This window comes from Sphingomonas sp. (assembly GCF_030145815.1).
Classification (GTDB): Bacteria; Pseudomonadota; Alphaproteobacteria; order Sphingomonadales; family Sphingomonadaceae; genus Sphingomonas.
In genome coordinates, this window is record NZ_JAIXHL010000002.1 from 225,436 (window position 1) to 250,726 (window position 25,291).

Sequence of the window (25,291 nt, forward strand, 5' to 3'; positions counted from 1 at the left end):
GCAAGCCGTGGGTCACTACGGGCCTGCGATCACTCTATCCCACTACCTTCACGATGCCGGACAATGGTCGGCCGCCGTTCGGTGTTCGGCGTCGTGACAGCGGGTGCGTCTGTTCGGGCGCGGATGTCAGGTCCGGAGACATGTGTCGAAATAACCGAATGATGCCGGACGTCGGCCAGCGGCGCGGCGTTGCTCAGCGGCATCAGGTCATCGTCTGCAGGGGTAGCACGCCGATAGGCACGAGCCCATCTCCGACGCCGTGCAGTGTCACCCTGGTTGCCAATGCGAGCATCAAGCGCGCGTTGGCGAGTCTGGGCAAGCTCTTTCCGCGTCTTGCGAGCACGGCGTCTGGCCTCAACGAGGGTGATCGTTTCGAGCTCGAGACCGAGCCGTTCGGCGGCGCGCTGGCATTGCGCGAGATAGGCGGCGTCCCCAAACACGGCGACCGCGCCGAACCGGTCGCGGGCCAGCGTCAGCGCTGCCTCGACCGCGCGATCCGAACGATCGTTGACCCAGATGATTGAGCCTGCATCGACCAAGGCGGGCTGGCCGCGACGCGTGTGATCGTCGAGTGACCAATAGCAAACCATGTCGCCGCGCCGTTCGCTGTCGAACCCTGCGAGAGTCGTCCCGGCAGACGGCCCGTGGTCAGCGCACCAGGGCGCCGTGATCCCCACGTCAACCGCTCCGATCGCTTCGAGGTCGACTGCATAGAGGTCGTCAGAATCGGCAGCGGCAAGTCGCAATCCACGCACCGCGTCGATGCGCGCATTGAATGCAGCCTTGATCGCTGATGTCGCGGACTCGCGCAATGTCGGCCAGGCCGCCGACAGATCACGCTTCAACCGGAGGTCCCCGTCGAACACGGCCAAGTCCAAGCGATGGGCGGACAGTGCCGCCTCCATATTACCGAGCGATGCATCTCTGGCGGCAAGCAACGCTCCCACGCGTCCATCGATCTGCCGAGAGACATCGCGCATCCGGCGCGTGCGTCCCAACCAGGTCTCGGCCTTCGCCGGGTCAAGAACGCGCGGGACATAGGGCCCGGGCTCGACACCGACCGGCGGCTCATATTTCCCGAGCCGGTCGTCGAGCTTACGCCAGCTGTGTCGGCGATCGATATTGCTGAGCTTCACATGCTCGTCCCAGGCATAGAGTTCGCCACCATTCACAGATGGTCGAATGCCCATCCCGTGCGAAGCCAGCGCCGCGTGCAATTGCTGCCAAGCCGAAGCGTCGTCGAGGATTGGCCCGGCGATGTCCTGCGCAACTCTGGTGAACGACGCGAACCCCGAGAGCGCCTCCCATTCGAGCGCGTCTTGGCGAAGGGGCGTCCGCTTCCGGACCACGTTCGCAGGTTGTGGCTTGCGCACCACCTCATCGTCCACGACCTCATAGCGGGCGCCTGCTTCGGGTTGCAGCCGTCGCACATGCTCGATCCGGGCGATCGCGCGTTGCATCGCCTCCCTTGAGCCTGAACGCCCATCCGGTCCTTGCCCGAACGGCAGCGCCGCGCCGGTGTCGGGATCGATGGTCACGAACATCATGTGCAGATGAAAATTGTCGGTATCGATATGCGCCGCCCACAGGATCACCGCATTCTCGCAACCCAGTTCCTCCCCCACCGTCGCCACCGCGTCGGCGCACTCGATCTCGGACAGCTGTTCACCGACACGGCACGACATTACGGCGTGACGCACCGGCTTTTTGACCTTGCGACTGCGCGCCTTCAGACGTCGCTCGGCTTCTTCCGACCCGCTTTCCCAGTCGAGCGCATTGCCGCCGACTACGGCCCCGCGAGATAGTACCCGCTCAGGCGGGGGTTCGGTCGCCTTCGTCGCACGGGTCATGTAGGTCGACAGTGTCAGGCCATAGTCCATGCCAATCGCATCGGGCTTCAGCCAGCAGCGGTCACCGTCCACCATGTAGCTGGCGAGATAACGAGCATAGCGCTCGACGCCCTTCGCGCTGCTCTTTGACGGGATCAGCTTGATAATCATCCCGATGATATCGGCGATGCGGGGCGCAAAGCCAAGTTGGACCCGTCCAATTCTCTGCTCTCGCCGTAGGCACTCGGTTGCGACACCCGCGGCACGCGGGCGGAGCGACCGTTCGACCGGGGTTCGCGTCAGCGCACCCCCATCCTGTGTCAAAAATTACCCCTTCTCGAGGCAAGCTCGAGCAGGACGTGGCACAGCATGACACGTCGTCTCATGTCGGAGCGTCACGCGGCATGACATTGCGCAGCGGCGTTGTGCGCAGCGTGGGATGGCCCGCGCACCGCGTAACATAGCGCGACAAAATTTCAGAATGTCCCAAGTTTAAGAGAGATCGAATCGCGAAGGTGTCTCCGTTGAAACACGGAGTAACCTATCATGCCCCGTAAGGCATTGGACGGCGCGAAACTCGCCGCCGACATCGACCGGCTCGAGCGCGAGGACAAGACCTCGCCCCCCACCGCGCAGCCATCGCTGATGGACGCGGTGCGCGGACTTGCCACCTATATCGAGACCCGCGCCAGGCTGGGCTGGACCGATCCGATGATCGCGGCTGTGCTCACCAACGCCGGATATCCGATCAGCGCCGACACCCTGCGCTCGTATCGCAAGCGCCTGCGCGACGAAGGCCTGATGGCCCCGCTGCCGGTCGAAGAACAGAAGAACAGGACGCGGCCGCCGGCCGCCATTGTCACTACGGTGCCGCTGCCGACGACCGTCGAAGTGGCGTCCACAGCCGATGCGATAGGAGCGCCCGCCACGGTCATGCCCAGCGGCGCGCTGCCGCGCACTGCGGCGATACCGACAACAGAAGAAGCCGCCATGGCGCGCGCGCCGCCAGAGCCGGGCCTGACTCCGTCTCCGGCCCGCACCTTCCGGGTCGATCCCACCAAACTTCCGCCCGACCGGGCGTGACCAATCCAAGGAATGCATCATGAACTACGTCACCGAACAGAACATTCCCCTCAATCGCGCCGCCCGGCGGCGGCTCAAAACCATCCTGTCGATCAAGAACAAGGGCGGGGTCGGCGGCAGTCACCTCGCCATGGCGACCGCAACCGTGCTGCGGATGAGCGCCGGCGGCGCCTTCACCACCGTGCTGGTCGATCTCGACGGCTCGACCGGCACCACCATCGGCAAGATGGGCGAGCGCGACGAGGACGGCCACATCAAACAGGAGCAGTCGCTCGACCGCGGCGTACCCGCGATCGACCTGTTCGATCCCGGCCAGCGCGGGGCACTGTTCTCGCTGACCGAGATCGAGGACCGGTTCCTGATCCTCGACGGGCCGGCGGCTTCGATCAACACGTTCAAGGCGCTGACCGAGAATCTCGCTGCCAAGGACTGGGTCCGGCACAACGACGAATGCGGCCGCGATCTCGTGGTCATGATCCCGATCACGCCGCACCTCGCCTCGATCGCGGCCGTGCCCGAGGCGATCGCGCTGTTCGGCGATGCCGCGCGCTACATCGTCGTGCGCAGCATGCTGGGCTGCAAGCCCGGCGACTACGTCCTGTGGGATGCGCCCGAGTTCCGCGACAAATTCGGGCGTATGGTCAGCGGCCGCTCCCGGGCGATGCTGGAGGAGGCCGGCGGCGTGGTGCTCGACATGCCCGCGCTCAACCCCGGCGTGCTAGCGCGCGCCGAAGCGCTCAAGGTGCCGTTCGCGGAAGCTATCCACCCGCCGCTTCTCGACTCCGCCGAACGCATCTCAGTCCGTCGCTGGCTGGAGACTTGGGCGGCGCAGCTCGATGACGCGCGCGACATGCTCGGGCTCGATGCGGACTTCGCTTGGAACATTGCGTGAGCGGCGGCAACGGCACCGGTCGCCGCAAGACCGCCGATGAGCTGCTCCGCCAGTTGCTTACCGAACCCGAGCATATGGCGGTGCTCGAATATTCCCGCGACCAAGGACTCGAGCGCGACAGCGCCGTGTTCTTCCTGGTCGCAATGCTCAAGACCTTCGCGTTCGTGTTCGATCGGACACTGGTCGCGATAGAGACGGCCGAGGCCGGAACCGACGCTTTGCTCGCTGCCACGCGGCAGGCTGAGACCCGCCTCGATACACTGCTGACCCAGAAACACGCGCTGTTCGCCGAGATGATGGAGCAGAACCTGGAGCGGATGGCCTTCTATACCGGCGAGATGCGTTCGGCGATCGGCGAGGTCCGGATCACCAAGGACGAACTCGCCAAGACCAACAAGGAAGCCGTCGGCACCTATCGCGCCTACAAGCGCCTTGCCGATGATGGCAGCGGCACGGCGCTGTCGCAGCTGTTCCAGAAGCATGCGCTGGAGGCACTCGACCGGCGTGTGCCGTTCTACGACGACACGATCCGGCTGCTGATCCTCACGACCATCGCGCGTTCGGCCCGCAAGGCCATGACGATGATGGGCGCCGGGTTCCTGCTCGTCCTGCTCGTCGTGATGCTCCGCCACTGACCCGTGAACCGCGTCGGCGCCTCGCTGTGGCCCATGGCGGGTCCGCGATGCGGGGCGCCTGCCCAACTCTCAACTATCGAATGGAAAGACAATGACCCGCAAACCGCTTCCCGACGATTTCAACGTGCAGGCGTTCAACGCAGGCGATATCATGGTCATGCTCGAACAACAGGTCGGCATACCGCTGCACGCGACCATCCACATGGACATGCAGCCGCTGCACGATCTCATGCGCCTGTTCGTGGCGCCCGAGGACCGGGCGTGTTTCGAGTATCTCATCATCATCGATGACGAAACGGCTGAGTTGCTCAAGGACCTGATGCTGAGCACCGTCGCCAGGTTACGACCCGAGCGCGAGACGCCCGAGCACAGTATCGGCGTTATGTCGCGCACCGTCGCGGCCGAGAAGCTCGGCGGCAGCGTGCCGGCGGATCTCCCGCTGGTCGAGCTCGAGGCCAGGCTCTTCAACGCCACCGGCGTGGAGGAAGTGATCCTCGAAGACGCCGACGACGCCGAGTACGGCGCGGCGATGAACCGGCTGATCTCGAGCCGGCCCCACGGCCGATCGCGGGAGTTGGACTGATCAACCAAAGGTATAGCCGGCCGCCGCCGCAACCCGCCGCGATCATGCGTCACCGAAAAAATCGGCCGCCGGTTTCACGATTCCGATGGTCGCTCTTACAAGATGGTCGATGTCCAGTATCATCCTCACCGAGCTCGATGCGCTCGCGCTTCGCCACAGGTTTGTCGACCGGTTAAACGGCCGGGCCGATATCGTCGCGCCCCGGACGGTTACACCGACGCTGAGCAGGCGGATCGATCGTTATCTTGTCTCGGGCCTCGACTATGATGGCGAGCCCGGAATGGGCGGTTGGCCGGTGCCGACCGGCGGGCGCTACGTCAAACTGTGCTTCTCGCCAACGGTGCAGGCCAACCTCGGGGAGGCGTCCGCCGGTCAGCCGTACCGGCTGCCGCTGACGCTCCTGGATTACATGGCCTATGTCGAGAGGATCACCGGGCTCGGCCCGGATTGCGACGAGGCGCTCATCGACGTGTTCCGGTTTACGCCGGCCTGGCTCTTCGAGGCGACCGAGACCATGCGCGTGCAATGCCCCGAAGCCTGGGTGCTCCTGCTCAGCAACGAGTTCGATCTTGCCTGCAAGCTGTGGAAACCGCTGCGCTCGATCGTCGAGGGCAGCCCGTTTAGGCATGGGCTGATCCACGGGTTCATGATCCTCGCCGAATTCGAACGTGCGCATCTTATCATGCGGCATCTCGCCCGCGCGCGCGCGATCATCGACCGGCCGAAATTTCTGGAGGCGTTGCAGTCGAGCCTGCCGCTGTCATCATGGTTCAAACCCAACGAGCTGCGCGAGATCTACCGCTGGCTCGAATATGCCTGCCTCTCGTCGGGCGCGTTGCGGGATTTTGTGATGGATCGCACCGACCACCAGATCGCCAGTCTGCCGGCGGGCTATCCGTTGTGGGCGGCGGCGCGCGGCGTGCTGCCGGGTCCCGCCAGCGCGTTCGGCGATCATCCCCAGGTGCGCGAGATCATGGCAAAGGTGTTTGTACTGCCGCCGTTGCCGCCATCTGCGGATGGCAGCAAACCGCCGGTCGAGCGGAAGCGCCCGATGCTGCGCGATCATACCCTGTTGCGCTGGTATGGGCAGACCAATGCGGTGCTGCCCCTGATCGTGCTCGACGGCGTGCGCGACGTCTATCCGACCAGACGCGTGCCCAACCTGCCATCCAACAGGCAGGGGACTACCGCATCGACATCTGCCCGGCCCCAACTCGTTGCCCTGGCCTCGGCGATACGGGCAAGCGCGGATCCCGCCCTGCATGCCGAGCTGGTCGCTGCCGCAGAGAACTACATTGAAGGGTCGCGGAAGTTTGCCGGCGCAGACGTCGCGCTTGACGGCAATCGCAAGCTCGGGCTGAAGATGGCGAAGCGCTATCTCCCGCCACGCATGCGTGGCGGCTCCGGCGCCCGGTTCGATCCTACGATGTGGTCGATGCCGACGCGCGATGCCGGATTCTGGCGCATGTTCGTCGAGGTTCGCCGCAGTGGCAGGCTCTACCGCAGTCCGCATGCCAGGTTCCGCACGATGATGCGTCAGTCGCTCGGCATCCTGCGCCGAGCGTTCGGGCCGTTGTTCACACGCCTAACTTGGTCTGATGAAACCGCGCGCATCGTCTGCGACCTAGCATGTGCCATCGGCCCGATCAGCGCCAACCCCCAGATCGCCTATGCCATTCAGCAGCTCGAGCGAAAGCCGAGCATAATACGGCGGTTGGGCAACACCGTCCGCCGGCCAGGCTACGGGCATGGCAAGAAAAGCGGCGCAGCCGCGAAAATTACGCGAGTCACCTGATGATGGAGGTCGACGGGGGAACCCTTCGATCGCCATTAGTGTCAATTCGCCGGTCGTTCATAGGGACCACTTCGCACCCCAATAGCGGTTATTCAAGCTAACCTATGACGGCCCTAAACCTGACGATCACCATTGGCAGCTCTGATCTGCGATGGAATGAGGCGCTGGTCTACCCGTACTCCACAGGCTAGCATCCCGCTCAAGCCCCACCGGGCTAAAAGACCGCGGGGAACAGGGGGTGTGATGGTTCTCTCTACAGATGTTCGTAGGAACAAGCTGACTGACATAAAGGCATCAGGCGAAAGTCAGGGCAAACAGAAGCTCTATTATATGGGTGAGACCCAGAGCTTCGATGTCTATCGGATCGACCTCGATCATCTGATCTATAATCGACACAACGGTCGCATCGAGGCCGAGATGCTGACGTGGGAGCAGGAGAACGCTGCGCCGATCGGCACCTATGATGACGAACTGCATGAGAAGATCGGCACGTTCCTCTGGGATTCCAACAAGGGGAGGAATAAGGCCACCCTTACTGACCTGACTAGCAAGGGCCAACAGAAGCCGGGAATCGTCAGCCTCGATGGCGTGATCATCGATGGCAATCGGCGTGCCATGCTGCTCCGGAAGCTCGAAGGAGAATCCAAGAGCAAGCAGTACTTTGACGCCATCATCCTTCCCCACGCCTACGCTGACAACCAGGCCGAGATCGTTCGTCTGGAGACGCAGTATCAGCTCGGCGAGGACGCGAAGGTCGAATACGGCCCGCTACAGAAATACCTTCACGCACGTCGACTTCATGACGATCTCAACATCTCTGCCGAGGAGATCGACACACTGATGGGCGAGTCCCGCGGCAACACCAAGAAGTTGCTCGAGATCATGCAGCTCATGGACGACTATCTCGAGCACATCGGCTGTCCGAAGCTCTATTTGATGCTCAAGGACAGCGATGGCACGAAGGAAGGCATGTTCGTCGACCTTCATGCGGATCTGAAGCGCATCGAGGTCGGCAAGGCGAAGATCCCATGGGCGTTCGATCCGGACATTGACCCGTTGCAGCTTCGGCTGATCCAGTTCGACTACATCCGGCTCGGTGACTTCGCCGACGCGAAGAAAGTGTACCGCGAAATCTCGCATCAAGGGAAGGACCGCAATTTCTTCGCGAGCAAGGATATCTGGGAGCAGTTCCGCGATAGCCATTCCGCGGAGATCGACCCGATCACGATGGAGATGGGGACGCTAGAGGCCTACATCGCGGCAGATCCGGATGCCTTCGCGACCAAGATAGATGCGGCCCGTGCGCGGGACAAATCTTGGAGTGCGAAGGTCAATGCACCGATGAAGCGGAACTTCGGCCAGTCGAGCTACAAGCTCAACCTGGCGACCGAGGTCCTGAAACCCGGCGAATACCTGAAGCGCGCTAAGGACCAACTCGACAAGATCGACCTGGATAGCGAAGGCCTTCTCTCCGCGGCGGAGAATGAGGCGCTTGCGGTCGAGATCGGCCGCATCGCCTTCAACATCAAGAAGCGTTTCGACCGTCGGGTCTCGAAATAGGTAGATGGCCACGATCGAGTATGATCCGGCTGACGAGCTGCTTATCCTGCGCGGCGCGGGAACGGTCGTCCGACATCCGCTATTGGCGGCATTCACCCGCCAGGTCGGCGGAGCGCTCGATGATGATGGGTCGCTGCGGATTCCGACCGCTCCCGAGGAACTCACCAACCGCTATCAGACGCTTTCTCGATTGCTGGCGAAACTCGCCGTCGAGATCGAGACCGGCGGGCATGTCTCGGACGCGTTGGACCGCGTCGAGTCGGAGGAGCAGCAGTTCGTAGAATTCTCGCGGCAGGCTCGTGCGATCTGGGATGCGCAGATAGACACCGAAGCCTTCCGTGATTTCGTCGCTGTCGTCGAGGAGGCCTGCCCGGGTCGCACCTTCTATCGCAAGCAGCTCCTCTCGGCGTTCCATCTCGCCTTCTCGCAAAATGCGTGCAATTTCTCGGTGCCGGGCGCGGGCAAGACCTCGGTGGTCTACGCAGCCTATGCCTACCTTCGAAGTTTGCCGTCAGAGGACCCGAAGTCGGTCGATCGCCTCCTGATTGTCGGGCCGCTCTCCTCGTTCAAGGCGTGGGAGGACGAGTTCGCCTCGATCTTCAATCACCAGCCCGTGTCGCGCCGTCTTTCCGGTGGTGTGCCGACATTGGATCGGACCGATCACCTTCGTGGGATCAGCGTCAACTCGCGTTCAACAGAACTTACGCTCACCACCTATCAGACACTGGCGAACATGGAGGATGAGTTCCGGACCTTCCTCATGCGGGTCGCCCCCCGCGCGATGGTGGTTCTGGACGAGGCGCATTACATCAAGAGCGCGGATGGGCTGCAGGCCGCCGCGGCGTTGCGGCTCGCCCCACTAGCCCGTGCACGCGTGGTGCTCACGGGGACGCCGGCGCCCAACGGTTACGAGGACCTCGCGAACCTGTTCCGCTTCATCTACCCGACACGAAACATCACGGGGTTCCCGACGGCCTCCCTGCGGGCCATGACGGACGGCTTGATGCCCGCCGCCATCCCAGAGCTCAAATCCAAGATCGAGCCGTTCTACACGCGCATCCGCAAGAGCGACCTGTCGCTGCCCGACGCCGAGGAAAGGCGCGTCGCCGTGCCGATGTCGGCGGACCACGAACGCATCTACCGGAGCCTCGAGAACCGCATCGTACCGCACCTGAAACAGCAGATGGACGATCCCTCGGCGACGATCAGGGTTCGGGCGCGGCTGATACGCCTTCGCCAAGCGGCCGTGAATCCGGAGCTCCTCCTGCGCCCACTCGAGACCGAGGATGGTATTTTCGACACGGGCGGAAGCGGCGATCTCAACATCGCCGAACTCGAGGTGGCCGACCTGATCAGGAACTTCTCCGCCAGGACGGACCTCGCCCGCCTCGGGGTGTGTCGGACATTGACCATCAGCGTGCTGGCCGATCAGGGGAAGATCCTGATCTGGTCCTATTTCCTCGGGAACCTCGACCTATTGCGGCGTGGGCTCGGTGACCTTGCGCCTTTCATCGAGGTCCTCACCGGCGCGACCCCCGTGGCCAGTCGCGAGGATGACGCGGCCGTTGAGCTTGGCACGCGAGAGGAAATCATCGACCGGTTTCACTCCACCACCGACCGGGCGATCTTGATCGCGAACCCTCAAGCGGTCGGTGAATCGATCTCGCTGCACAAGGCATGCAGGACAGCCATCTATTTTGACCGGGACTTCAACGCGGGCCGCTTCATTCAGTCAAAGGACCGCATCCACCGATACAATCCAGCCGGCGGCGAAGCGGTCACTTATCATCATCTGGTCACGCCCGGAACCGTCGATCAGGATATCGACACTCGGCTCACGGTGAAGGAACGTCGACTTGCGGACCTCGTAGACAAGGATGACATCCCGCTGTTGACGGCGGCCGATGACAGCGACCTCAGCGATCTGCGCGCTATCTTCGAGGCATATGAGCGCCGCAAGGCCCAGTGACGGCCTGCTCCCCGCTGGCTCGACCATCTCGATGGTCGAGCTGCTGGCGAGAAGGTCTGACGGGACGTCGATAGACCACCTGTTGAGGGACCTTGCCGCGATCAACAGCATATCTTGGTCGAGGGCCCGGAACACGGTCGCAAAGCTGATCGCGTATGGCTTGTTCGAGACCGACGCCAAATCCTTGGTCCGGCTGGCTCCTGGAGAGCGCCCGGACGTGCCGGATTGGATCGCGGAGCGGGTCGCCGCCGAGTTCACCGCGCTGCTGACAAAGGCCGAAGCCTGGTCATGCGTAGGTCGTGATCCGGCGACCGGCGACCTGACGATCGACGCCATGACACTGCCGCCGATCCGGGACGGCTTGGCGATGTGGCTAACCGAATTCGCGATCGCCCAGCGCGCGGCGGTTCAGACGCGTTTCTGGAAGGTGTCCGACAATCACAACAACGCCTTCCTGAGGGGCGCTCGAGATGCGAACAAGGAGACGCCGCGCCGGGCGAAGTCGGCCGAGCGCCTCGCTGCCGATCTAGCTCAGCAGGCCGAGGCTGGCGCGGCCGCCGAGGTATGGGTCGTCCAGTATGAACGCGAGCGGTTGTCCGATCATCCATTGCGAGACCAGATCCGCCGGGTCTCGGAGGACGACGTCTCGGCGGGATATGATATCGTGTCATTCGCTTCGGTCCATTCGATTCGGCACGATCGGTTCATCGAGGTTAAGTCGTATGGCGAACGGAAGGTGTTCCATTGGTCGCGCAACGAGATCGCGACCGCTGTGGAATTTGGTGAGGACTATGCGCTTTACCTCGTGGATCGCGAGCGGTGCGAGCAGGCGGGATATTCTCCCCACATGATAACTGGACCCACGCCAGAGATGTTCGCCTTGCCCGACAGCGGTTGGCGCGTTGAGGCCACCTCGTTCGAGCACGTCGCCATCTCGGAATAAATTCAGCTCAATCGAGGAGACCCCAGGAAGTCAGTCAATCGCCTCGTCAGGTCGGCTATGTCGCGGGTCTCGCACTCCCAGATCGTCAGCGTCTCCCAGCCAAGTGCGGACGCGTCACGCTCGAGCCGGTCATCCCGCTCACGATTGCGCGCGAACTTCGCCTTCCAGAACTCGGTGCGGGTGGAAGGTGTCCGGGAGAGGCTGCAGCCGTGGGCATGCCAGAAGCAACCATGGATTTGCACGCAGCGTCGACGAGCTGGGAATGCGATGTCAGGTCGACCAGGGACCTCGCCGAATTGGACGCGGAAGCGGTAGCCCAGGCTGTGAAGGAGCCGACGAACGACCAGTTCTGGTTTGGTGTTCGCCCTGCGGATGCGCGCCATGTGCGCGCTACGTTGTTCAGGTGTCAGCCGATCCGCCATTACCGGCGATATAGGGTGGAGCTATGGGATGTTCACCGTGCTGAAGTCTCCGACAACCTCCTTTTGGGCTGATTGCGGATCGGTGCGGCCAAGAGGGGATTCACGCGCGACGCGATGAGCAGCCCGGCCAGGATCAAGGCCGCGTTACGCTGTAATTTGGGTACGCCCGGGATATCCGCGAGGCCGTCGCGATACTCATGCTCGAGCATCGAGGCTATCAGGCGCTGTGCCTCCGCGTCGTGATCGGCCAGCGCATCGATCAGGCTCGAGCCCGTTTCGCTGAGTTTGTCCAACACCATGAAGGGACGTGTCCCGCCGGGCCCATGATGGCTCCAGACCGCCTGCAGGTTGTGGATGTCGGCCGTCGATATGAAGTCCGCGAGATCATCGAGCGGCGCGGTGACTGCCTCCGTCAGTTCGATCGACATGGCCGATGTCAGCCTCCGCGCCATGGATTGGTCCAGGACGAGACTGAGTATCTCCTTCGACGTCCCGAAGTAGAACGCGACCTCCCATCGGACATCCGCCCCGCAGTGATCGTTCCGAAACTCGAAACGGACGCCGCTCTTCAATTGCAGGCTTGGTATCGCGAACCGGAAGGTCCGCGTGGTCGGATAGCGCGCTCCTGCGCGATCCGGTGGCGTCTCAACTGGAGTGGGCACCGGCCGCACCAGCGCCTTGGCGACGTCTGACAACGGCTGCACCTTGTCAGCTGGGTGGTCTTGGAGGACATGCCCCATCAGGTAGGCGAACGCGGGCGGTACGGCGTTCCCGATCATGCGGAGCTTCTGACCGTAGTTCGCCCCGTAAAACTGGAAGGTAATCGGAAAACCTTGGAGGCTGGCTCGCTCCCGCAGCGTGAGCCGCCGATATTCCTCACGATCGGACCCGGTCGCGATGACGATGCTCTCGCGTGACACGCGCGTGCATGTGGCGGTAATCGTCCGAACGGTCCGATCCAAGGGATCGGGGAATGGCATGGCATTGTAGACGGTGTGCGTTACCTTGTGGGACCGGTTGATCCGGGCCTCCTCGAAATTCAGGACGTCCTCCTCGACATGATCGATCAGGTCCTCGCGTGGTATGGCGATGCCAAAGATGGGATCGACGACAATCTCATTCTTCAGCGAGCGGATCACATCGCCCAGGAGCCGTGGCCGGGTGTTGGCTTGGTAGGATTCCAGCAGGCCGATGTCGAAGTTGCCGGCGACGCACCGCCGTCGCCGTTGAGGCAGGCCATAGTTGGCCATGTCAATGATATGCGTCACGCAGCCCAGATGATTGAACTCCTCGAGCGCTCCACCCTCCTTGAGTTCCGCCTCGATGATCTTCGCCACACGGGGCACGTTCTCCATTGCCCAGACACGCGGTTGCAGATGATCGACGATGGTTAGGAAATGCTTCACGTCTTCTAGACCATCGGCGATGTCACCGCCCCCACCACGATTGCTGTAGGAGAACTGGGTACAGGGGGGGCTGCCGACGACGATGTCTATGTCGTCAGGGAGGTCTGCGAGCGCTAGCCGGCGGATATCAACCGTCTGCGCTTGATGGAAGTTGTTCTTGAAGTTGGTCTCGTTCGCAGGTCCCCATTTCTCGTAGGACGCGACAACTTCGACGTTCGCCAAACGCAACCCCAATGACCATCCGCCGACACCGGAGTAGAGGTCGATCGCCCTCGGCCTTTTCGATTTGCGTCCCATAATAGCCCCCACGAATACACGGGAACCCTTCAATAGATCCTCTCGCGCTATTGCAAGATCTTTCGTCGCCACGTGTGCGGCTTCAAGTCGGAGCAAGCCGACTAGCCGTGTCAGCCGCCGCCCTCGCGTCGGGTATGCGCGGTCGCATTTTTTGTCGCCAAAGCTGGAAGACCGCCGGGACGCCACGGAGAAGCTGTGGGACGCATTCGAGCGCATGAAGACGCTTGAACCGGGCTCGGACAAGAAGGTGCAGGCCGACGCGCTCCCTCAATCGTGCTGCGAATCCCGGATCGAAGATGAGAGTTGCGCTGGGGCAAGAGGCGAGGGCGTTGACCATGCTCGGCAACAGCCTGCGCATCCGTCACTCGGAGGTGACGCAGGAGATGATCGACCGATCCGAGCAGCTTGACTGGCTTTCGTGCGGATGTTCAGCTTAGTGCGCTTTCTCCTCCTTGGCGCCGGGCGCAGCGACTGAGAATCATGGTCAGGCGCGCGATCCAAAGCGCGAGGCCCTTGCAATGTTCTTGGTGCGTTCCCAACTGCTGACGGAGCTCTATGGGAGGGGCGACGCATGAGGCAGCTTGAGGTTGAGAACCAGCTCCGCGATGTGGTCAGCCGCATCATCCTTCAGGTGGAGCTGGCGACGGCGCAGGGTAGGACCGACATAAACCTGGCGCTGGAGGATGCGTTCATCCCCATCCTGAAGTCGGTCTTCAACCTGCCGCACCTTATAAACCTCAACCGCAAGCAGAAGAACTATCCCGGCATCGACCTCGGCGACGACCACGACCGCGTCGCCTTCCAGGTGACGTCCACGACCGGCCTGGAGAAGGTGAAGTTCACGGTCGGCCAGTTCATGACCCGATCCTACTACAACACGTTCGATGAGCTCTACGTGCTGATGCTCGGGAAGAAGCAGTCATCTTACAGCCAAAACGCCGTGAACGCGCTTCTGACGGAGGACTTTTCCTTCAATTGCGCCAAGCACATCATCGACCTCGGTGACATCCTGGGCATGGTGACCGGACTGCGGTTGGCCGCGCAGGAGCGAGTGCTGGCGGAGTTGAGGCACATCCTCGGCGAGGTTGACGCCTTCATCAGCATCCGTTCCGAGACGGTCGAGGCGCCGACCGCGATCACAACCAATCTGCAGGAGATCCGGCTGCCCGATGCCGTGTACGTCGCCGAATTGACGATCAACGATAAGGCAGTGGTCGAGCGGGCGAAGGTTGAGCTGAGCTACAGGGGGTATGCCAAGGGTCGCAGGGCGGTCGTGAAGATGGCCCTGCTCCTGAACGACGTGCAGACCGACGCATGGGTCTGTCATGACAACAAGCTGTTCTCGTTCACGGATATCGCCTCCAGCGGCCTCGTCAGCATCGTGGACGAGGGCACCGTGGAGCGGCTGGACGTCGCCGATCTGGCAGACTCCGACGAGCTGGACAACGTCAACGTCCTGAAGCAGCTGCTCGCGGCCGAGGCTCGTCAGATGCTCAAGGCGCGCAACGTGCGCGCCCATCCGAAGGACGGCTTCTTCTTCTTCGTGCCGTTCGAGGATGGCCAGGACATCCGCAGGGAGGCCTGGGTCGGCAAGGCCAACGCGACCCGCACTGTCTATGTGGTCAGGTATCAGAAGAAGGACCCGGACAAGGTCCTGCACCATCAGCACTTCTCATTCGAGCTGACGTTCTCGAACCTTGGTGGGACCTGGTTCGCCCAGATCGTGCCGAGTTGGTATTTCTCTTACGACGGCTTCAGGCGGTCGAACTGGCACGACAAGCTGCTGTCCAAGCAGAAGCGGCTCGAGCTCAACCTGAGCGTGCGGAATGCGGTGCGTTTCGTCGCGTACTTCCTGTTGAACAGCAGCGGGGCGGATGAGGCGGATGAACAGTCGCTGAGGTTCGGAACGCTACTCGAGTTCGACGTGGATCGCGATGGCGAGGAGGACCTGGACGACGGGGACATCGCCGCGGATGCCGCCTTCGATGACGACATGACCGATGATGAGGTGGCGGCATGAAACTGACCACCCTTGCAGAGCCGCTTCTCGAGTTCGGCACCGGAACGCACATCTGCCCGCGCACGGGCATCGAGAACATGGGAGTCTATGACAAGCGCGATGAGCTGCGCCGGACCGAGCTTCGGATTGGCGTCGTTGGTCGCGGTGAGGGCATCGACCTCTTCGACGAATGGCTGGAGCGCTGCCGGGAGGGCGTCGAGCGCAAGAAGGAATCCCAGCTCCTGAACCTTTTCCGTGGCTTTGGAGGGGTGAACCAGAGCTATGGCTTTCTCACTAGGCTGATCAACTCGCCCCAGTATGCACGGCTGCTCAAGAAGTCGGAGATCACGGCGATCGTGAAGCTGGCCTCTCGCGCCGACCGAGTAGAGCGGGCCGTAAATCTCTATTACGAGCAGATCCGCTTCCTGGCCGAGAACAGGTCCGTCGACGTGATCGTCTGCGTCATGCCGAACGAGATGTTCGATTCCGTGACCACCGCCGCAGTCGGCGACGACAAGGATGATAGCGAGCTCGAGCACAACTTCCGGAGGAGGCTGAAGGCCCGGTGCATGCACCTCGGGACGCCGCTTCAGCTCGTCCGGGAGAAGACCATCCTCATCACCAAGTTCGCCGGAGAGCAGCAGGATCCCGCGACGAAGGCCTGGAACTTCTGCACGGCCCTCTACTATAAGGGGAACCGGACGATCCCCTGGCGGCTGGTCGAGGACGGCTCCAAGCTGAGATCGTGCTACATCGGCATCGGGTTTTACAAGAGCCGTGACGGCGAGACAGTGTCGTCCAGTCTGGCACAGGTCTTCGACGAGTTCGGCCATGGCATCATCCTGCGCGGGACGCCCGTTTCAATCGACAAGAAGAACCGGCATCCCTTCCTGAGTGAGGATCAGGCCTACGAACTGCTCAGCGACGCGCTGGACGAGTATGACCGCGCGTTGGAGCACATGCCGGCCCGGATCGTCATCCACAAATCCAGCCGGTTCCGCGATGGCGAGCGCAAGGGCTTCTTGCGGGCGTTGAAGGAGAAGGGCATCCGCTCGAAGGATTTCGTCGCCATCACGGACACCGACGTCCGCCTCTTCAGTGACAAGAAATATCCGCCCAAGCGAGGAACCCTGCTAACCATCTCGGAGACTGAAGGCGTCCTGTATACGAGGGGCACCGTTGATTTCTACAAGACTTATCCGGGACAGTACGTGCCGAGCCCGCTCAAGATCACGGTCTACGAGCAGGACTCTTCGCTCGAGAGCCTGTGCGATGAGATTCTTGGTCTGACCAAGATGAACTGGAACAACACCCAGATGGACGGGCGACTGCCTATCACGCTCGAATGCGCGAAGAAGATCGGCGACATCATGAAGTATGTGAGCGTGAACGAGAAGCCACAGGTCAGTTACAGCTTCTACATGTGATCGTGGCTACCGCCAGCCGGCTGATCTGACACCGCAGCGCTGACGCTGATTGGATGATTCGTGTCGGGACTGAGCGGCAATAATCGCGGCTTGGCAGTTGCTGGACATGTTGGCATCGTAGATGAAATCGACGGTCTCGGCGCATCGTTGTGCGCCATCTGTGCACGCATATTGCGACGAACACTTTATAGCGCACCCAACCGGATTGGAATTTGCGACCCAACGCTTAGAATGGTCGTGCTCTATCCTTCATTGAGTCTGACGGATTAGGGGGCAGTCGCGAGGCAGATTTTCGCTAACCGCCCAAGGCCCGCAAGCCAACAAATCCCAGTTGGAGCCGTTCAATTCCCGCCGCCGATGATGTCCGCTTTCGCGTTCGTGCCGCCAAAACTACCAGTCCGCCAACGGCTCAGAATAAGACAACCACCGCCCCGGTTGGGTACTAGCGGCTCGGATGCAGTCATCTACAACGAGCGCTTCAGCGAAAGCATTCGTATTGCGAACGGGCGCGATCGGGCATATAATAGTAGCTCGCTTCAATGCGATGAGCCGAGATCAGATCGCACCCGGGCAGCGTCCCGTAATGTGAGTCGGCGATAGAAGGGTGGCAGTTGGCACCCATGTTCCGGCGGTGGCGATGCCCGCGCGGACTGGCCGGCCCTAATGGCTCGGTCATGGAGCTTTCCGCGTGAACAACGCTCGCGGATCTCATCCCGCATTGGCCTCGATGCAGGCCGAAAGGACATCGCATGCCTAATTTTGTCTATGCCGGCTTCACCGTGACCGGCGACCCCGTGGAAGTTCAGCGCTTCAAGGACAGGATGATCAAGCCGGAGCATGAGGTCGGCATGGCCGCCTACTTCGACATCCCGTCTCCGCCGCGAAAGCAATATGTCGATCCGGCGACACCGGAAGGTGCCAAGCTGACCCTGGACTTCAACGGCATCATCCAGATGCCGCCCGAGAAGGATTGCCCGAACTGGGAGGAATGGGCGATCGAGCACTGGGGAACCAAATGGAACGCGCAGTCGGTCGATATGCGCGATGAGGGACCGGGCCGGTTCTGGTTTCAGTTCACGACCGCCTGGGATTTCCCGACACCCGTGTTCGAGGCGCTCGCCCGGGAGTTCCCGACCCTGGTCTTCGAGGGATCCGCTTATGAGGAGGATGACGCGTTCGCACTCGCCGGCCAGATCAACGGCGACAATACCTGGGGACCGGCCGTGATCGACCGGGGCGAAGAGCCCGACGAGGATGACGAAGGCGATCCCTTCTGACCTGATCCCGTTCCTCATCGAAAGAAACATCATGTCCGACTCAACTGGACCCACCTTCGCCAGGAGCGGCAAGCAACCGGATCCGTTGCCGGTTTGCGCGATCTGCCCAAAAGCGATGTGGTATCGCTCGTCCAAACGGCTGCGCGCCTTCTGCCGCGAGCTTCGCACCATCACCTGGCAGGACGACGAAGTCGAGCCGATCCTCGAATGCGATGGCTATGAGGCAACGCTGGCGCCGCCCGACGAGGACCGGCGATAAGATGGAGTGCTCGTCCCTAGCCGCCACGATGGAGCGCGGCGATGCGTTCGCTGCGCTCCATCGTGGCCGGGAACAGGCTCCGGAGCTCGGTTTGCCGGATGGCAAGCTTGAGCCCGGCCGCCATCGATCGACGCTGGGCGCGGCTGGGCCGACGGTCGAAGTCCAGGATCGTGGCCTGCGCGCCGCTTCGCATCGCAATGATGCGGCGGCGGATGCGGGCAGCGCGAAGGGTGAGCACGATGCCCATGGCCGTTGCGATCAGGTCAACGGTCAATCGGGCGATCACCGTGCAGCCCTCCCAGGCAGCAATCATGATCGTCAGCGTGATGAAGACGGACATATCCCTGTTCCTTTTTTCCTGATCCCATCCGGATCATCCTCTCCTGCCCACCAGATAAATTTGAGAATGTCCCAAGCTTGGGTGCCAGCCGGGCTGGCAGTTCAACGCCATGGACCGGCACAGCGACAGCGACGATATCTCCGCGCGCTTTGCGGTCGCGCGCGGCGTCGCGGGGGAACACCCGCCCCACTCGCGTCTGGTCCATACCGATATTCCAGAGCAGCTTCCGGTCCTGCCAGGCGAAAGCGATCTGATCCTCCAGCATATCGGCAATGCGCTCGCCAGCATCTTCGACCAGTAGTGTCGTGACGCAGGAGGATGCACCATGACCGAACGCCGACGCGCCTTCATCTATCTGCGGGTCAGCAATGACGATGAAGGCGGCAACAACGCCTCCAGCGCGGCGCAGGAGGCCGCCTGCCGCTCCCTGTGCGAACGCGAAGGTATTGCGGTGGCCGAGGTGTTCGAAGAACTGAACGTGTCAGGCCGAAAGCTGCAGCGCAGGCAGTTCGACCGGATGATCGCACTGGCGACCGCTCCTACCCGCCCGGTGGACGTCGTCGTCGTTTACGCGCTGAGCAGATTCACCCGGCGCCTGCTCACTCAGGTCACCGCCGAGCACAAGCTCACCGAGGCCGGGGTGAAGCTGATATCCGTCATCGAGGGGATGGGCGACGATCCCAACAGCCGGATGATGCGCGGGTTCATCGCGGTGATGAACGAGAAGTACGCCAACGATGCATCCACGTTCACGTGCCGCGATCGGCGCGGCAATGCGCAGGCGGGGTACTGGAACGGTGGTCCGGTGCCGTTCGGCTATGAATCCCGCGTCGTGACTATTGAGGGACGCAAGGAGCGCAAGAAGCTGTTCGCGCGCGAAGACGAGGCGGCAACCGTCCGCCTGATCGTCAAACTGGCCTGCTCCGGACTGACCGGCCAGCCGATGGGCACGCGAGCGATCGCAAAATATCTGAACGACAATGGCTACACGATGCGGGGCAGGAAATTCTACCACAGCAACGTCGATGGCATCCTGACGCGCGAACATTATGCCGGATCCTACCGCGACCGCACGCGCGACGATAACGGCGTGCCCCCAAGCGCTGCCGACGAGATCGTTGTCGCATGCCCAAAGATTATCGAGCCCGATGTGATGGCCCGCGTTGCCGCAATCCGATCACGGGCGGCCCCGCGCGTGACGGCGCCGCGCACCACCAACTCGCCAGTGCTTCTCGGCGGCCTGGCGACATGCGGGCATGCCGAATGCAACGCCGGCATGGTGATCAGGAGCGGCAAGGGCGGCCGGTACCGCTATTACGTCTGCAACCGCAAGGCGACGGCCGGTGCGGATATTTGCGGTAGCAGCTCGATCCGCGAAGATGCGCTCGACACCATCGTACTGGATGGCCTGCTCCACCGTGTGCTTTCCCCCGACCGCTTGCGCCAGCTTCTCGCTGACGTGCTCGACCGTTCCGATGACGCGAGGCAGCGCCGCGAAAGGGATCTCGGCCGCGTTCGGCGCGAGCGCGTCGCGGCGGAGACGCGGCTCCGGCGGCTGCTCGAGATCGTCGAGGAAGGCATGATGAGCGTGCGCGATCCGATCTTCGCAGCGAAGCTCGCAGAAGCCAATGCGTCCATCGCCGCACTTTCGGAGACTGAGCGCAGTCTAGCCGGGCAGCTCGGCAGCGCGTCGCGCCAGATCACGGACGAAGCGATCCAACAATTCGGTAATGCGCTGCGTGCTCGCATCATGGCCGAGGATAGCGCCATGCGCCGCGCCTACGTTCGCCTGCTCGTCTCCAGCGTGACGGTCAACGACAACGAAATCGTCATAGCGGGGTCAAAGGCAGCCCTCGAAAATGCTGCCCAACAAGGCGATCCCGCAGCTTGCGCCGCGGTGCCCAGTTTTGACCGGAAGTGGTGCCCCTGGCCGGACTCGAACCAGCATGCCTTGCGGCGGTCGATTTTGAGTCGACTGCGTCTACCATTTCGCCACAGGGGCAGCGAGCGGGCTGGCTAGACGATGGGCCGCGCGGCGGCAAGCCTTTAACGGCCCATTGGTGCCGATGCGTTTGACACTGGCCCTGCCCCTGCCTATATCGCGCCCCTACCCCGACCGGTCGGGACATGGCACGCCGTCGCGCAGCGCGCCGTACGAATGGACCGGACAGGGATCATAGACGCTTGAGAGGCTGAGTTTTTCCCCGTTTCGACGCAGGGAATCGCTCGGCCCTTTTGGCGTCTGTCTGCGTGCCTGTCCCGGCGGATACCGGGGCGAAATTCAGGCTGAGAAGGCGAAAACAGCACATGGCAACCAAAGCGATCGAAAGCGGCACCGCAAAGCGCCGCATCCGCAAGGTGTTCGGCGACATCCACGAAGTGGTGCAGATGCCGAACCTGATCGAGGTTCAGCGCGAATCCTACGAACAGTTCCTGCGGAGCGATCCCTCGATCGGCTACGTTTCGGGTCTCGAAAAGACGCTGCGCAGCGTGTTCCCGATCCGCGATTTCGCGGGCACGGCGGAACTGGACTTCGTGACCTATGAGCTCGAAGAGCCCAAGTTCGACGTCGAGGAATGCCGTCAGCGCGGCATCACCTATGCCGCCCCGATGCGCGTTACGCTTCGCCTGATCGTGTTCGAGGTCGACCCCGATACGGATGCCCGTTCGGTGCTCGATATCAAGGAGCAGGACGTCTATATGGGCGACATGCCCCTGATGACGGGCAACGGCACCTTCTTCATCAACGGCACAGAGCGCGTGATCGTGTCGCAGATGCACCGCTCGCCGGGCGTGCTGTTCGACCATGATCGCGGCAAGACCCATGCCAGCGGCAAGTATCTCTTCGCCGCACGCGTGATCCCGTATCGCGGTTCGTGGCTCGATTTCGAGTTCGACGCCAAGGACATCGTCAACGTCCGTATCGACCGCAAGCGCAAGCTGCCGGTGACGACTTTGCTCTATGCGCTGGGCCTGAACAGCGAAGAGATCCTCAACCACTTCTACAACACCGTCACGTACGTGCGCGGTCCCAATGGCTGGCAGATTCCGTTCGCCGCCGAAAACTGGCGCGGTGTCAAGCCGATGTTCGACATCGTCGACGCCAAGACCGGCGAAGTCGTGTTCCCCGCCGGCCAGAAGATCAGCCCGCGCGCTGCCAACAAGGCCGGCAAGGACGGCCTCGAGACGCTGCTGATCCCGACCGAGGAAATCTTCGGCCGCTACAGCGCGTTCGACCTGATCAACGAGACGACCGGCGAGATCTACATCGAAGCCGGCGACGAAGTGTCGGCAGAGAATCTGGAGAAGCTGGACAAGGCCGGCATCGACCGCATCGAGCTGCTCGACATCGACCATGTCTCGACCGGTCCGTGGATCCGCAACACGCTCAAGGCCGACAAGGCCGAAGAGCGCGAGCAGGCGCTCTCGGACATCTATCGCGTGATGCGCCCCGGCGAGCCGCCGACGCTGGAGACGGCGGAATCGCTGTTCGGCGGGCTGTTCTTCGATCCGGAGCGCTACGACCTGTCGGCCGTGGGCCGCGTCAAGCTCAACATGCGCCTCGACCTCGACTGCCCGGATACGGTGACGACGCTGCGCACCGAAGATATCCTCGCGGTGATCAAGACCTTGGTCGGCCTGAAGGACGGCAAGGGCGAGATCGACGATATCGACAACCTCGGCAACCGCCGCGTGCGTTCGGTGGGCGAGCTGCTGGAAAACCAGTATCGCGTCGGCCTGCTGCGCATGGAGCGTGCGGTCAAGGAGCGCATGTCGAGCGTCGACGTGTCGACGGTCATGCCGAACGACCTGATCAACGCCAAGCCGGCGGTCGCCGCCGTCCGCGAATTCTTCGGCAGCTCGCAGCTGTCGCAGTTCATGGACCAGACCAACCCGCTGTCGGAAGTCACCCACAAGCGCCGCGTGTCGGCGCTTGGGCCGGGCGGTCTGACGCGTGAGCGCGCGGGCTTCGAAGTCCGCGACGTCCACCCGACGCATTATGGCCGTATCTGCCCGATCGAAACGCCGGAAGGCCCGAACATCGGTCTGATCAACAGCCTCGCGACGTTCAGCCGCGTGAACAAGTATGGCTTCATCGAAACCCCGTACCGCAAGGTGATCGACGGCAAGGTGACCGACGAGGTCGTCTATCTGTCGGCGATGGAAGAGGCCAAGCACACGATCGCGCAGGCATCAGCCGAAACCGATGCCGAGGGCCGCTTCGTCGAGGAGCTGGTGTCGGCCCGTCAGGCCGGCGAATTCCTGATGGCGTTCCCGGACACGGTGACGCTGATGGACGTGTCGCCGAAGCAGCTGGTTTCGGTCGCAGCCTCGCTCATTCCGTTCCTGGAAAATGACGACGCCAACCGCGCGCTTATGGGTTCGAACATGCAGCGTCAGGCCGTGCCGCTGGTGAAGGCGGAAGCGCCCTTCGTCGGCACCGGCATGGAAGAGACCGTTGCGCGCGATTCGGGCGCGGCGATCGCGGCCAAGCGCGCCGGCATCGTCGACCAGGTCGATGCCTCGCGTATCGTCGTCCGCGCCACCGGCGAGGTTTCGGCAGAGGAAAGCGGCGTCGACATCTACACGCTGATGAAGTTCGAGCGTTCGAACCAGTCGACCTGCATCAACCAGCGTCCGCTGGTGAAGGTGGGCGACATGGTCAATGCCGGCGACATCATCGCCGATGGCCCGTCGACCGAGTTCGGCGAGCTGGCGCTGGGCCGCAACGTCCTCGTCGCGTTCATGCCGTGGAACGGCTACAACTACGAAGACTCGATCCTGATCAACGAGCGCATCGTGAAGGACGACGTGTTCACGTCGATCCATATCGACGAGTTCGAAGTGATGGCCCGCGACACCAAGCTGGGGCCGGAGGACATCACCCGCGACATCCCGAACGTCGGTGAAGAAGCGCTGCGCAACCTCGACGAGGCGGGCATCGTGTACATCGGCGCCGAGGTCGAGCCGGGCGACATCCTGGTCGGCAAGATCACGCCGAAGGGCGAAAGCCCGATGACGCCGGAAGAAAAGCTGCTCCGCGCGATCTTCGGTGAGAAGGCCAGCGACGTGCGCGACACCTCGCTCCGCCTGCCGCCGGGCGTTGCCGGTACGGTCGTCGACGTGCGCGTCTTCAACCGCCACGGCATCGACAAGGACGAGCGCGCGATGGCGATCGAGCGCGAGGAGATCGAGCGCCTGAAGAAGGACTCGGACGACGAGCGCAACATCCTCAACCGCGCGACCTGGTCGCGTCTGCGTGAGATGCTGATCGGTCAGGTCGCGACTTCGGTGCCGAAGGGCCTGAAGAAGGGTGCCGAAATCGATCAGGACCTGCTCGACAGCGTCGATCGCCACGAATGGTGGAAGTTCGCCGTCGCCGATGACAAGGTCCAGAGCGATCTGGAGACGGTCAAGGGTCAGTATGACGAGGCCGTCAAGCGCATCAAGGACAAGTTCGAGGACCGCCGCGAGAAGCTGGAGCGGGGCGACGAGCTGCCGCCGGGCGTGCTGAAGATGGTCAAGGTGTTCGTCGCGGTGAAGCGCAAGCTGCAGCCGGGCGACAAGATGGCCGGCCGTCACGGCAACAAGGGCATCATCAGCCGCATCCTGCCGCAGGAAGACATGCCGTTCCTCGAGGACGGTACGCCGGTCGACTTCGTGCTCAACCCGCTGGGCGTGCCGTCGCGCATGAACGTCGGGCAGATCTTCGAAACGCATCTCGGCTGGGCCGCACGCGGCCTGGGCAAGAAGATCGGCGCGGCGCTCGACGCATGGCGCGAAGCCAATCCGAACCCGCAGGCGGGCGAAGCCCCCGAAGCGGTCAAGGAACTGCTGCTCGAAGTCTATGGCGACAACTATGCCGATCAGATCAAGAGCCGCGACACCGCGTCGCTGATCGATCTGGCGGAGAATGTCCGCGCCGGCGTTCCGATGGGCACCCCGGTGTTCGACGGCGCGGTCGAGGCGGACGTGTCGGCGATGCTGAAGCTGGCCGGGCTCGACGAGAGCGGTCAGGTGACGCTGTATGACGGCCGCACCGGCGATGCGTTCGACCGCAAGGTGACCGTTGGGTACAAATATGTGCTCAAGCTGCACCACCTGGTCGACGACAAGATCCACGCGCGCTCGATCGGCCCGTACAGCCTCGTCACCCAGCAGCCGCTGGGCGGCAAGGCGCAGTTCGGCGGCCAGCGCTTCGGCGAAATGGAGGTCTGGGCGCTGCAGGCGTACGGCGCTGCCTATACGTTGCAGGAAATGCTGACGGTGAAGTCCGACGACGTGGTCGGCCGCACCAAGGTCTATGAGGCGATCGTCAAGGGTGACGACACGTTCGAGGCCGGCATCCCCGAGAGCTTCAACGTGCTCGTCAAGGAAATGCGCTCGCTGGGTCTCAACGTCGAACTCAAGTCGATGGACGACGGCGACGAGATGGCCGAGGCGGCGGAGTAAGCGATCCAGTCCCCCTCTCTCCGCTTGCGGGGAGAGGGTCGGGGAGAGGGGCCTGAATGGCGCGCTCTCCCACCGGACTCCCCCTCTCCCCTGCCCTCTCCCCTGAAGGAGAGAGGGAGTTT

Annotated in this window: 18 protein-coding genes, 1 tRNA gene and 1 pseudogene; 15 read left to right on the forward strand and 5 right to left on the reverse strand. The window is 62.7% G+C overall.

The annotated features are described in order from the left end of the window. Nucleotides 1-29: 29 nt before the first annotated feature. On the reverse strand, nucleotides 30-2,000 hold the full coding sequence (locus KYX69_RS02750) for a relaxase/mobilization nuclease domain-containing protein (protein ID WP_300493406.1): 1,971 nt from the start codon (nucleotides 1,998-2,000) through the stop codon (nucleotides 30-32). Between the two features lie 375 nt (nucleotides 2,001-2,375). On the opposite strand from KYX69_RS02750, the gene KYX69_RS02755 reads away from it, so the two are divergent. From KYX69_RS02755 to KYX69_RS02790, 8 genes are all read left to right on the forward strand, one after another. After that, complete coding sequence (locus tag KYX69_RS02755; protein WP_300493408.1) at nucleotides 2,376-2,912, forward strand: hypothetical protein; 537 nt, start codon at nucleotides 2,376-2,378, stop codon at nucleotides 2,910-2,912. A gap of 19 nt (nucleotides 2,913-2,931) precedes the next feature. Next, complete coding sequence (locus KYX69_RS02760; RefSeq protein WP_300493409.1) at nucleotides 2,932-3,804, forward strand: hypothetical protein; 873 nt, start codon at nucleotides 2,932-2,934, stop codon at nucleotides 3,802-3,804. Further along, nucleotides 3,801-4,439 carry a hypothetical protein gene (locus KYX69_RS02765; RefSeq protein WP_300493411.1) on the forward strand — a complete coding sequence of 213 codons (639 nt, stop codon included), beginning with the start codon at nucleotides 3,801-3,803 and terminating at the stop codon, nucleotides 4,437-4,439. The genes KYX69_RS02760 and KYX69_RS02765 overlap by 4 nt, the downstream gene beginning before the upstream one ends. A 91-nt stretch (nucleotides 4,440-4,530) precedes the next feature. After that, a complete protein-coding gene (locus KYX69_RS02770; protein ID WP_300493413.1) occupies nucleotides 4,531-5,022 on the forward strand; it encodes a hypothetical protein in 492 nt (163 codons plus the stop codon). Between the two features lie 109 nt (nucleotides 5,023-5,131). Beyond that, on the forward strand, nucleotides 5,132-6,817 hold the full coding sequence (locus tag KYX69_RS02775) for a hypothetical protein (protein ID WP_300493415.1): 1,686 nt from the start codon (nucleotides 5,132-5,134) through the stop codon (nucleotides 6,815-6,817). Nucleotides 6,818-7,147: 330 nt separating this feature from the next. Then, nucleotides 7,148-8,377: a hypothetical protein gene (locus KYX69_RS02780; protein ID WP_300493418.1), complete on the forward strand. Its 1,230-nt coding sequence runs from the start codon at nucleotides 7,148-7,150 to the stop codon at nucleotides 8,375-8,377. Nucleotides 8,378-8,381: 4 nt separating this feature from the next. After that, complete coding sequence (locus KYX69_RS02785; protein WP_300493422.1) at nucleotides 8,382-10,346, forward strand: DEAD/DEAH box helicase; 1,965 nt, start codon at nucleotides 8,382-8,384, stop codon at nucleotides 10,344-10,346. A 31-nt stretch (nucleotides 10,347-10,377) separates the two neighbouring features. Continuing rightward, on the forward strand, nucleotides 10,378-11,289 hold the full coding sequence (locus KYX69_RS02790; protein ID WP_300493425.1) for a DUF3883 domain-containing protein: 912 nt from the start codon (nucleotides 10,378-10,380) through the stop codon (nucleotides 11,287-11,289). A gap of 2 nt (nucleotides 11,290-11,291) precedes the next feature. Here KYX69_RS02790 and KYX69_RS02795 read toward each other — a convergent pair whose 3' ends face one another. Together KYX69_RS02795 and KYX69_RS02800 are read right to left on the reverse strand one after the other, a co-directional pair. Continuing rightward, entirely contained in the window at nucleotides 11,292-11,711 is a 420-nt protein-coding gene (locus tag KYX69_RS02795; protein ID WP_300493428.1) for a very short patch repair endonuclease, read from the reverse strand. Between the two features lie 32 nt (nucleotides 11,712-11,743). Then, nucleotides 11,744-13,414 carry a DNA cytosine methyltransferase gene (locus KYX69_RS02800; RefSeq protein ID WP_300493429.1) on the reverse strand — a complete coding sequence of 557 codons (1,671 nt, stop codon included), beginning with the start codon at nucleotides 13,412-13,414 and terminating at the stop codon, nucleotides 11,744-11,746. 571 nt (nucleotides 13,415-13,985) lie between these two features. Here KYX69_RS02800 and KYX69_RS02805 point away from each other — a divergent pair. The 4 genes from KYX69_RS02805 to KYX69_RS02820 all read left to right on the forward strand — a co-directional run bounded on the left by KYX69_RS02805 (nucleotide 13,986) and on the right by KYX69_RS02820 (nucleotide 18,376). Beyond that, nucleotides 13,986-15,434, forward strand: a complete 1,449-nt coding sequence (locus tag KYX69_RS02805; protein ID WP_300493431.1) for an SMEK domain-containing protein — start codon at nucleotides 13,986-13,988, stop codon at nucleotides 15,432-15,434. Further along, nucleotides 15,431-16,840: a hypothetical protein gene (locus tag KYX69_RS02810; RefSeq protein WP_300493434.1), complete on the forward strand. Its 1,410-nt coding sequence runs from the start codon at nucleotides 15,431-15,433 to the stop codon at nucleotides 16,838-16,840. Before KYX69_RS02805 ends, KYX69_RS02810 begins: the two co-directional genes overlap by 4 nt. Before the next feature lie 749 nt (nucleotides 16,841-17,589). Next, complete coding sequence (locus KYX69_RS02815; RefSeq protein ID WP_300493437.1) at nucleotides 17,590-18,117, forward strand: hypothetical protein; 528 nt, start codon at nucleotides 17,590-17,592, stop codon at nucleotides 18,115-18,117. Beyond that, nucleotides 18,095-18,376, forward strand: a complete 282-nt coding sequence (locus KYX69_RS02820; protein ID WP_300493439.1) for a hypothetical protein — start codon at nucleotides 18,095-18,097, stop codon at nucleotides 18,374-18,376. Before KYX69_RS02815 ends, KYX69_RS02820 begins: the two co-directional genes overlap by 23 nt. 16 nt (nucleotides 18,377-18,392) lie before the next feature. On the opposite strand, the gene KYX69_RS02825 is transcribed toward KYX69_RS02820, so the two are convergent. Then, nucleotides 18,393-18,716 (reverse strand): hypothetical protein, encoded by a 324-nt coding sequence (locus KYX69_RS02825; protein ID WP_300493441.1) that lies wholly within the window; start codon nucleotides 18,714-18,716, stop codon nucleotides 18,393-18,395. Between the two features lie 109 nt (nucleotides 18,717-18,825). Between KYX69_RS02825 and KYX69_RS02830 the strand changes: the two genes are divergently transcribed. Both KYX69_RS02830 and KYX69_RS23160 read left to right on the forward strand, forming a co-directional pair. Next, entirely contained in the window at nucleotides 18,826-19,017 is a 192-nt protein-coding gene (locus KYX69_RS02830; protein ID WP_300493443.1) for a hypothetical protein, read from the forward strand. Nucleotides 19,018-19,041: 24 nt separating this feature from the next. Next, nucleotides 19,042-20,115, forward strand: a pseudogene (locus tag KYX69_RS23160) (recombinase family protein); the annotation flags it as partial. A gap of 519 nt (nucleotides 20,116-20,634) precedes the next feature. Here KYX69_RS23160 and KYX69_RS02840 read toward each other — a convergent pair. Further along, a tRNA-Leu gene (locus tag KYX69_RS02840) sits at nucleotides 20,635-20,718 on the reverse strand. A 305-nt stretch (nucleotides 20,719-21,023) separates the two neighbouring features. Here KYX69_RS02840 and rpoB point away from each other — a divergent pair. After that, complete coding sequence (rpoB, locus tag KYX69_RS02845) at nucleotides 21,024-25,169, forward strand: DNA-directed RNA polymerase subunit beta (RefSeq protein WP_300493447.1); 4,146 nt, start codon at nucleotides 21,024-21,026, stop codon at nucleotides 25,167-25,169. The last annotated feature ends 122 nt before the right edge of the window (nucleotides 25,170-25,291 follow it).

Coding starts and splice junctions, on each gene's coding strand:
- KYX69_RS02750 (WP_300493406.1), bottom strand. CDS start 2,000: ATGATTATCAAGCTGATCCCGTCAAAGAGCAGCGCGAAGGGCGTCGAG.
- KYX69_RS02755 (WP_300493408.1), top strand. CDS start 2,376: ATGCCCCGTAAGGCATTGGACGGCGCGAAACTCGCCGCCGACATCGAC.
- KYX69_RS02760 (WP_300493409.1), top strand. CDS start 2,932: ATGAACTACGTCACCGAACAGAACATTCCCCTCAATCGCGCCGCCCGG.
- KYX69_RS02770 (WP_300493413.1), top strand. CDS start 4,531: ATGACCCGCAAACCGCTTCCCGACGATTTCAACGTGCAGGCGTTCAAC.
- KYX69_RS02775 (WP_300493415.1), top strand. CDS start 5,132: ATGTCCAGTATCATCCTCACCGAGCTCGATGCGCTCGCGCTTCGCCAC.
- KYX69_RS02780 (WP_300493418.1), top strand. CDS start 7,148: ATGGGTGAGACCCAGAGCTTCGATGTCTATCGGATCGACCTCGATCAT.
- KYX69_RS02785 (WP_300493422.1), top strand. CDS start 8,382: ATGGCCACGATCGAGTATGATCCGGCTGACGAGCTGCTTATCCTGCGC.
- KYX69_RS02790 (WP_300493425.1), top strand. CDS start 10,378: ATGGTCGAGCTGCTGGCGAGAAGGTCTGACGGGACGTCGATAGACCAC.
- KYX69_RS02795 (WP_300493428.1), bottom strand. CDS start 11,711: ATGGCGGATCGGCTGACACCTGAACAACGTAGCGCGCACATGGCGCGC.
- KYX69_RS02800 (WP_300493429.1), bottom strand. CDS start 13,414: ATGGGACGCAAATCGAAAAGGCCGAGGGCGATCGACCTCTACTCCGGT.
- KYX69_RS02805 (WP_300493431.1), top strand. CDS start 13,986: ATGAGGCAGCTTGAGGTTGAGAACCAGCTCCGCGATGTGGTCAGCCGC.
- KYX69_RS02810 (WP_300493434.1), top strand. CDS start 15,431: ATGAAACTGACCACCCTTGCAGAGCCGCTTCTCGAGTTCGGCACCGGA.
- KYX69_RS02815 (WP_300493437.1), top strand. CDS start 17,590: ATGCCTAATTTTGTCTATGCCGGCTTCACCGTGACCGGCGACCCCGTG.
- KYX69_RS02820 (WP_300493439.1), top strand. CDS start 18,095: ATGACGAAGGCGATCCCTTCTGACCTGATCCCGTTCCTCATCGAAAGA.
- KYX69_RS02825 (WP_300493441.1), bottom strand. CDS start 18,716: ATGTCCGTCTTCATCACGCTGACGATCATGATTGCTGCCTGGGAGGGC.
- KYX69_RS02830 (WP_300493443.1), top strand. CDS start 18,826: ATGGACCGGCACAGCGACAGCGACGATATCTCCGCGCGCTTTGCGGTC.
- rpoB (WP_300493447.1), top strand. CDS start 21,024: ATGGCAACCAAAGCGATCGAAAGCGGCACCGCAAAGCGCCGCATCCGC.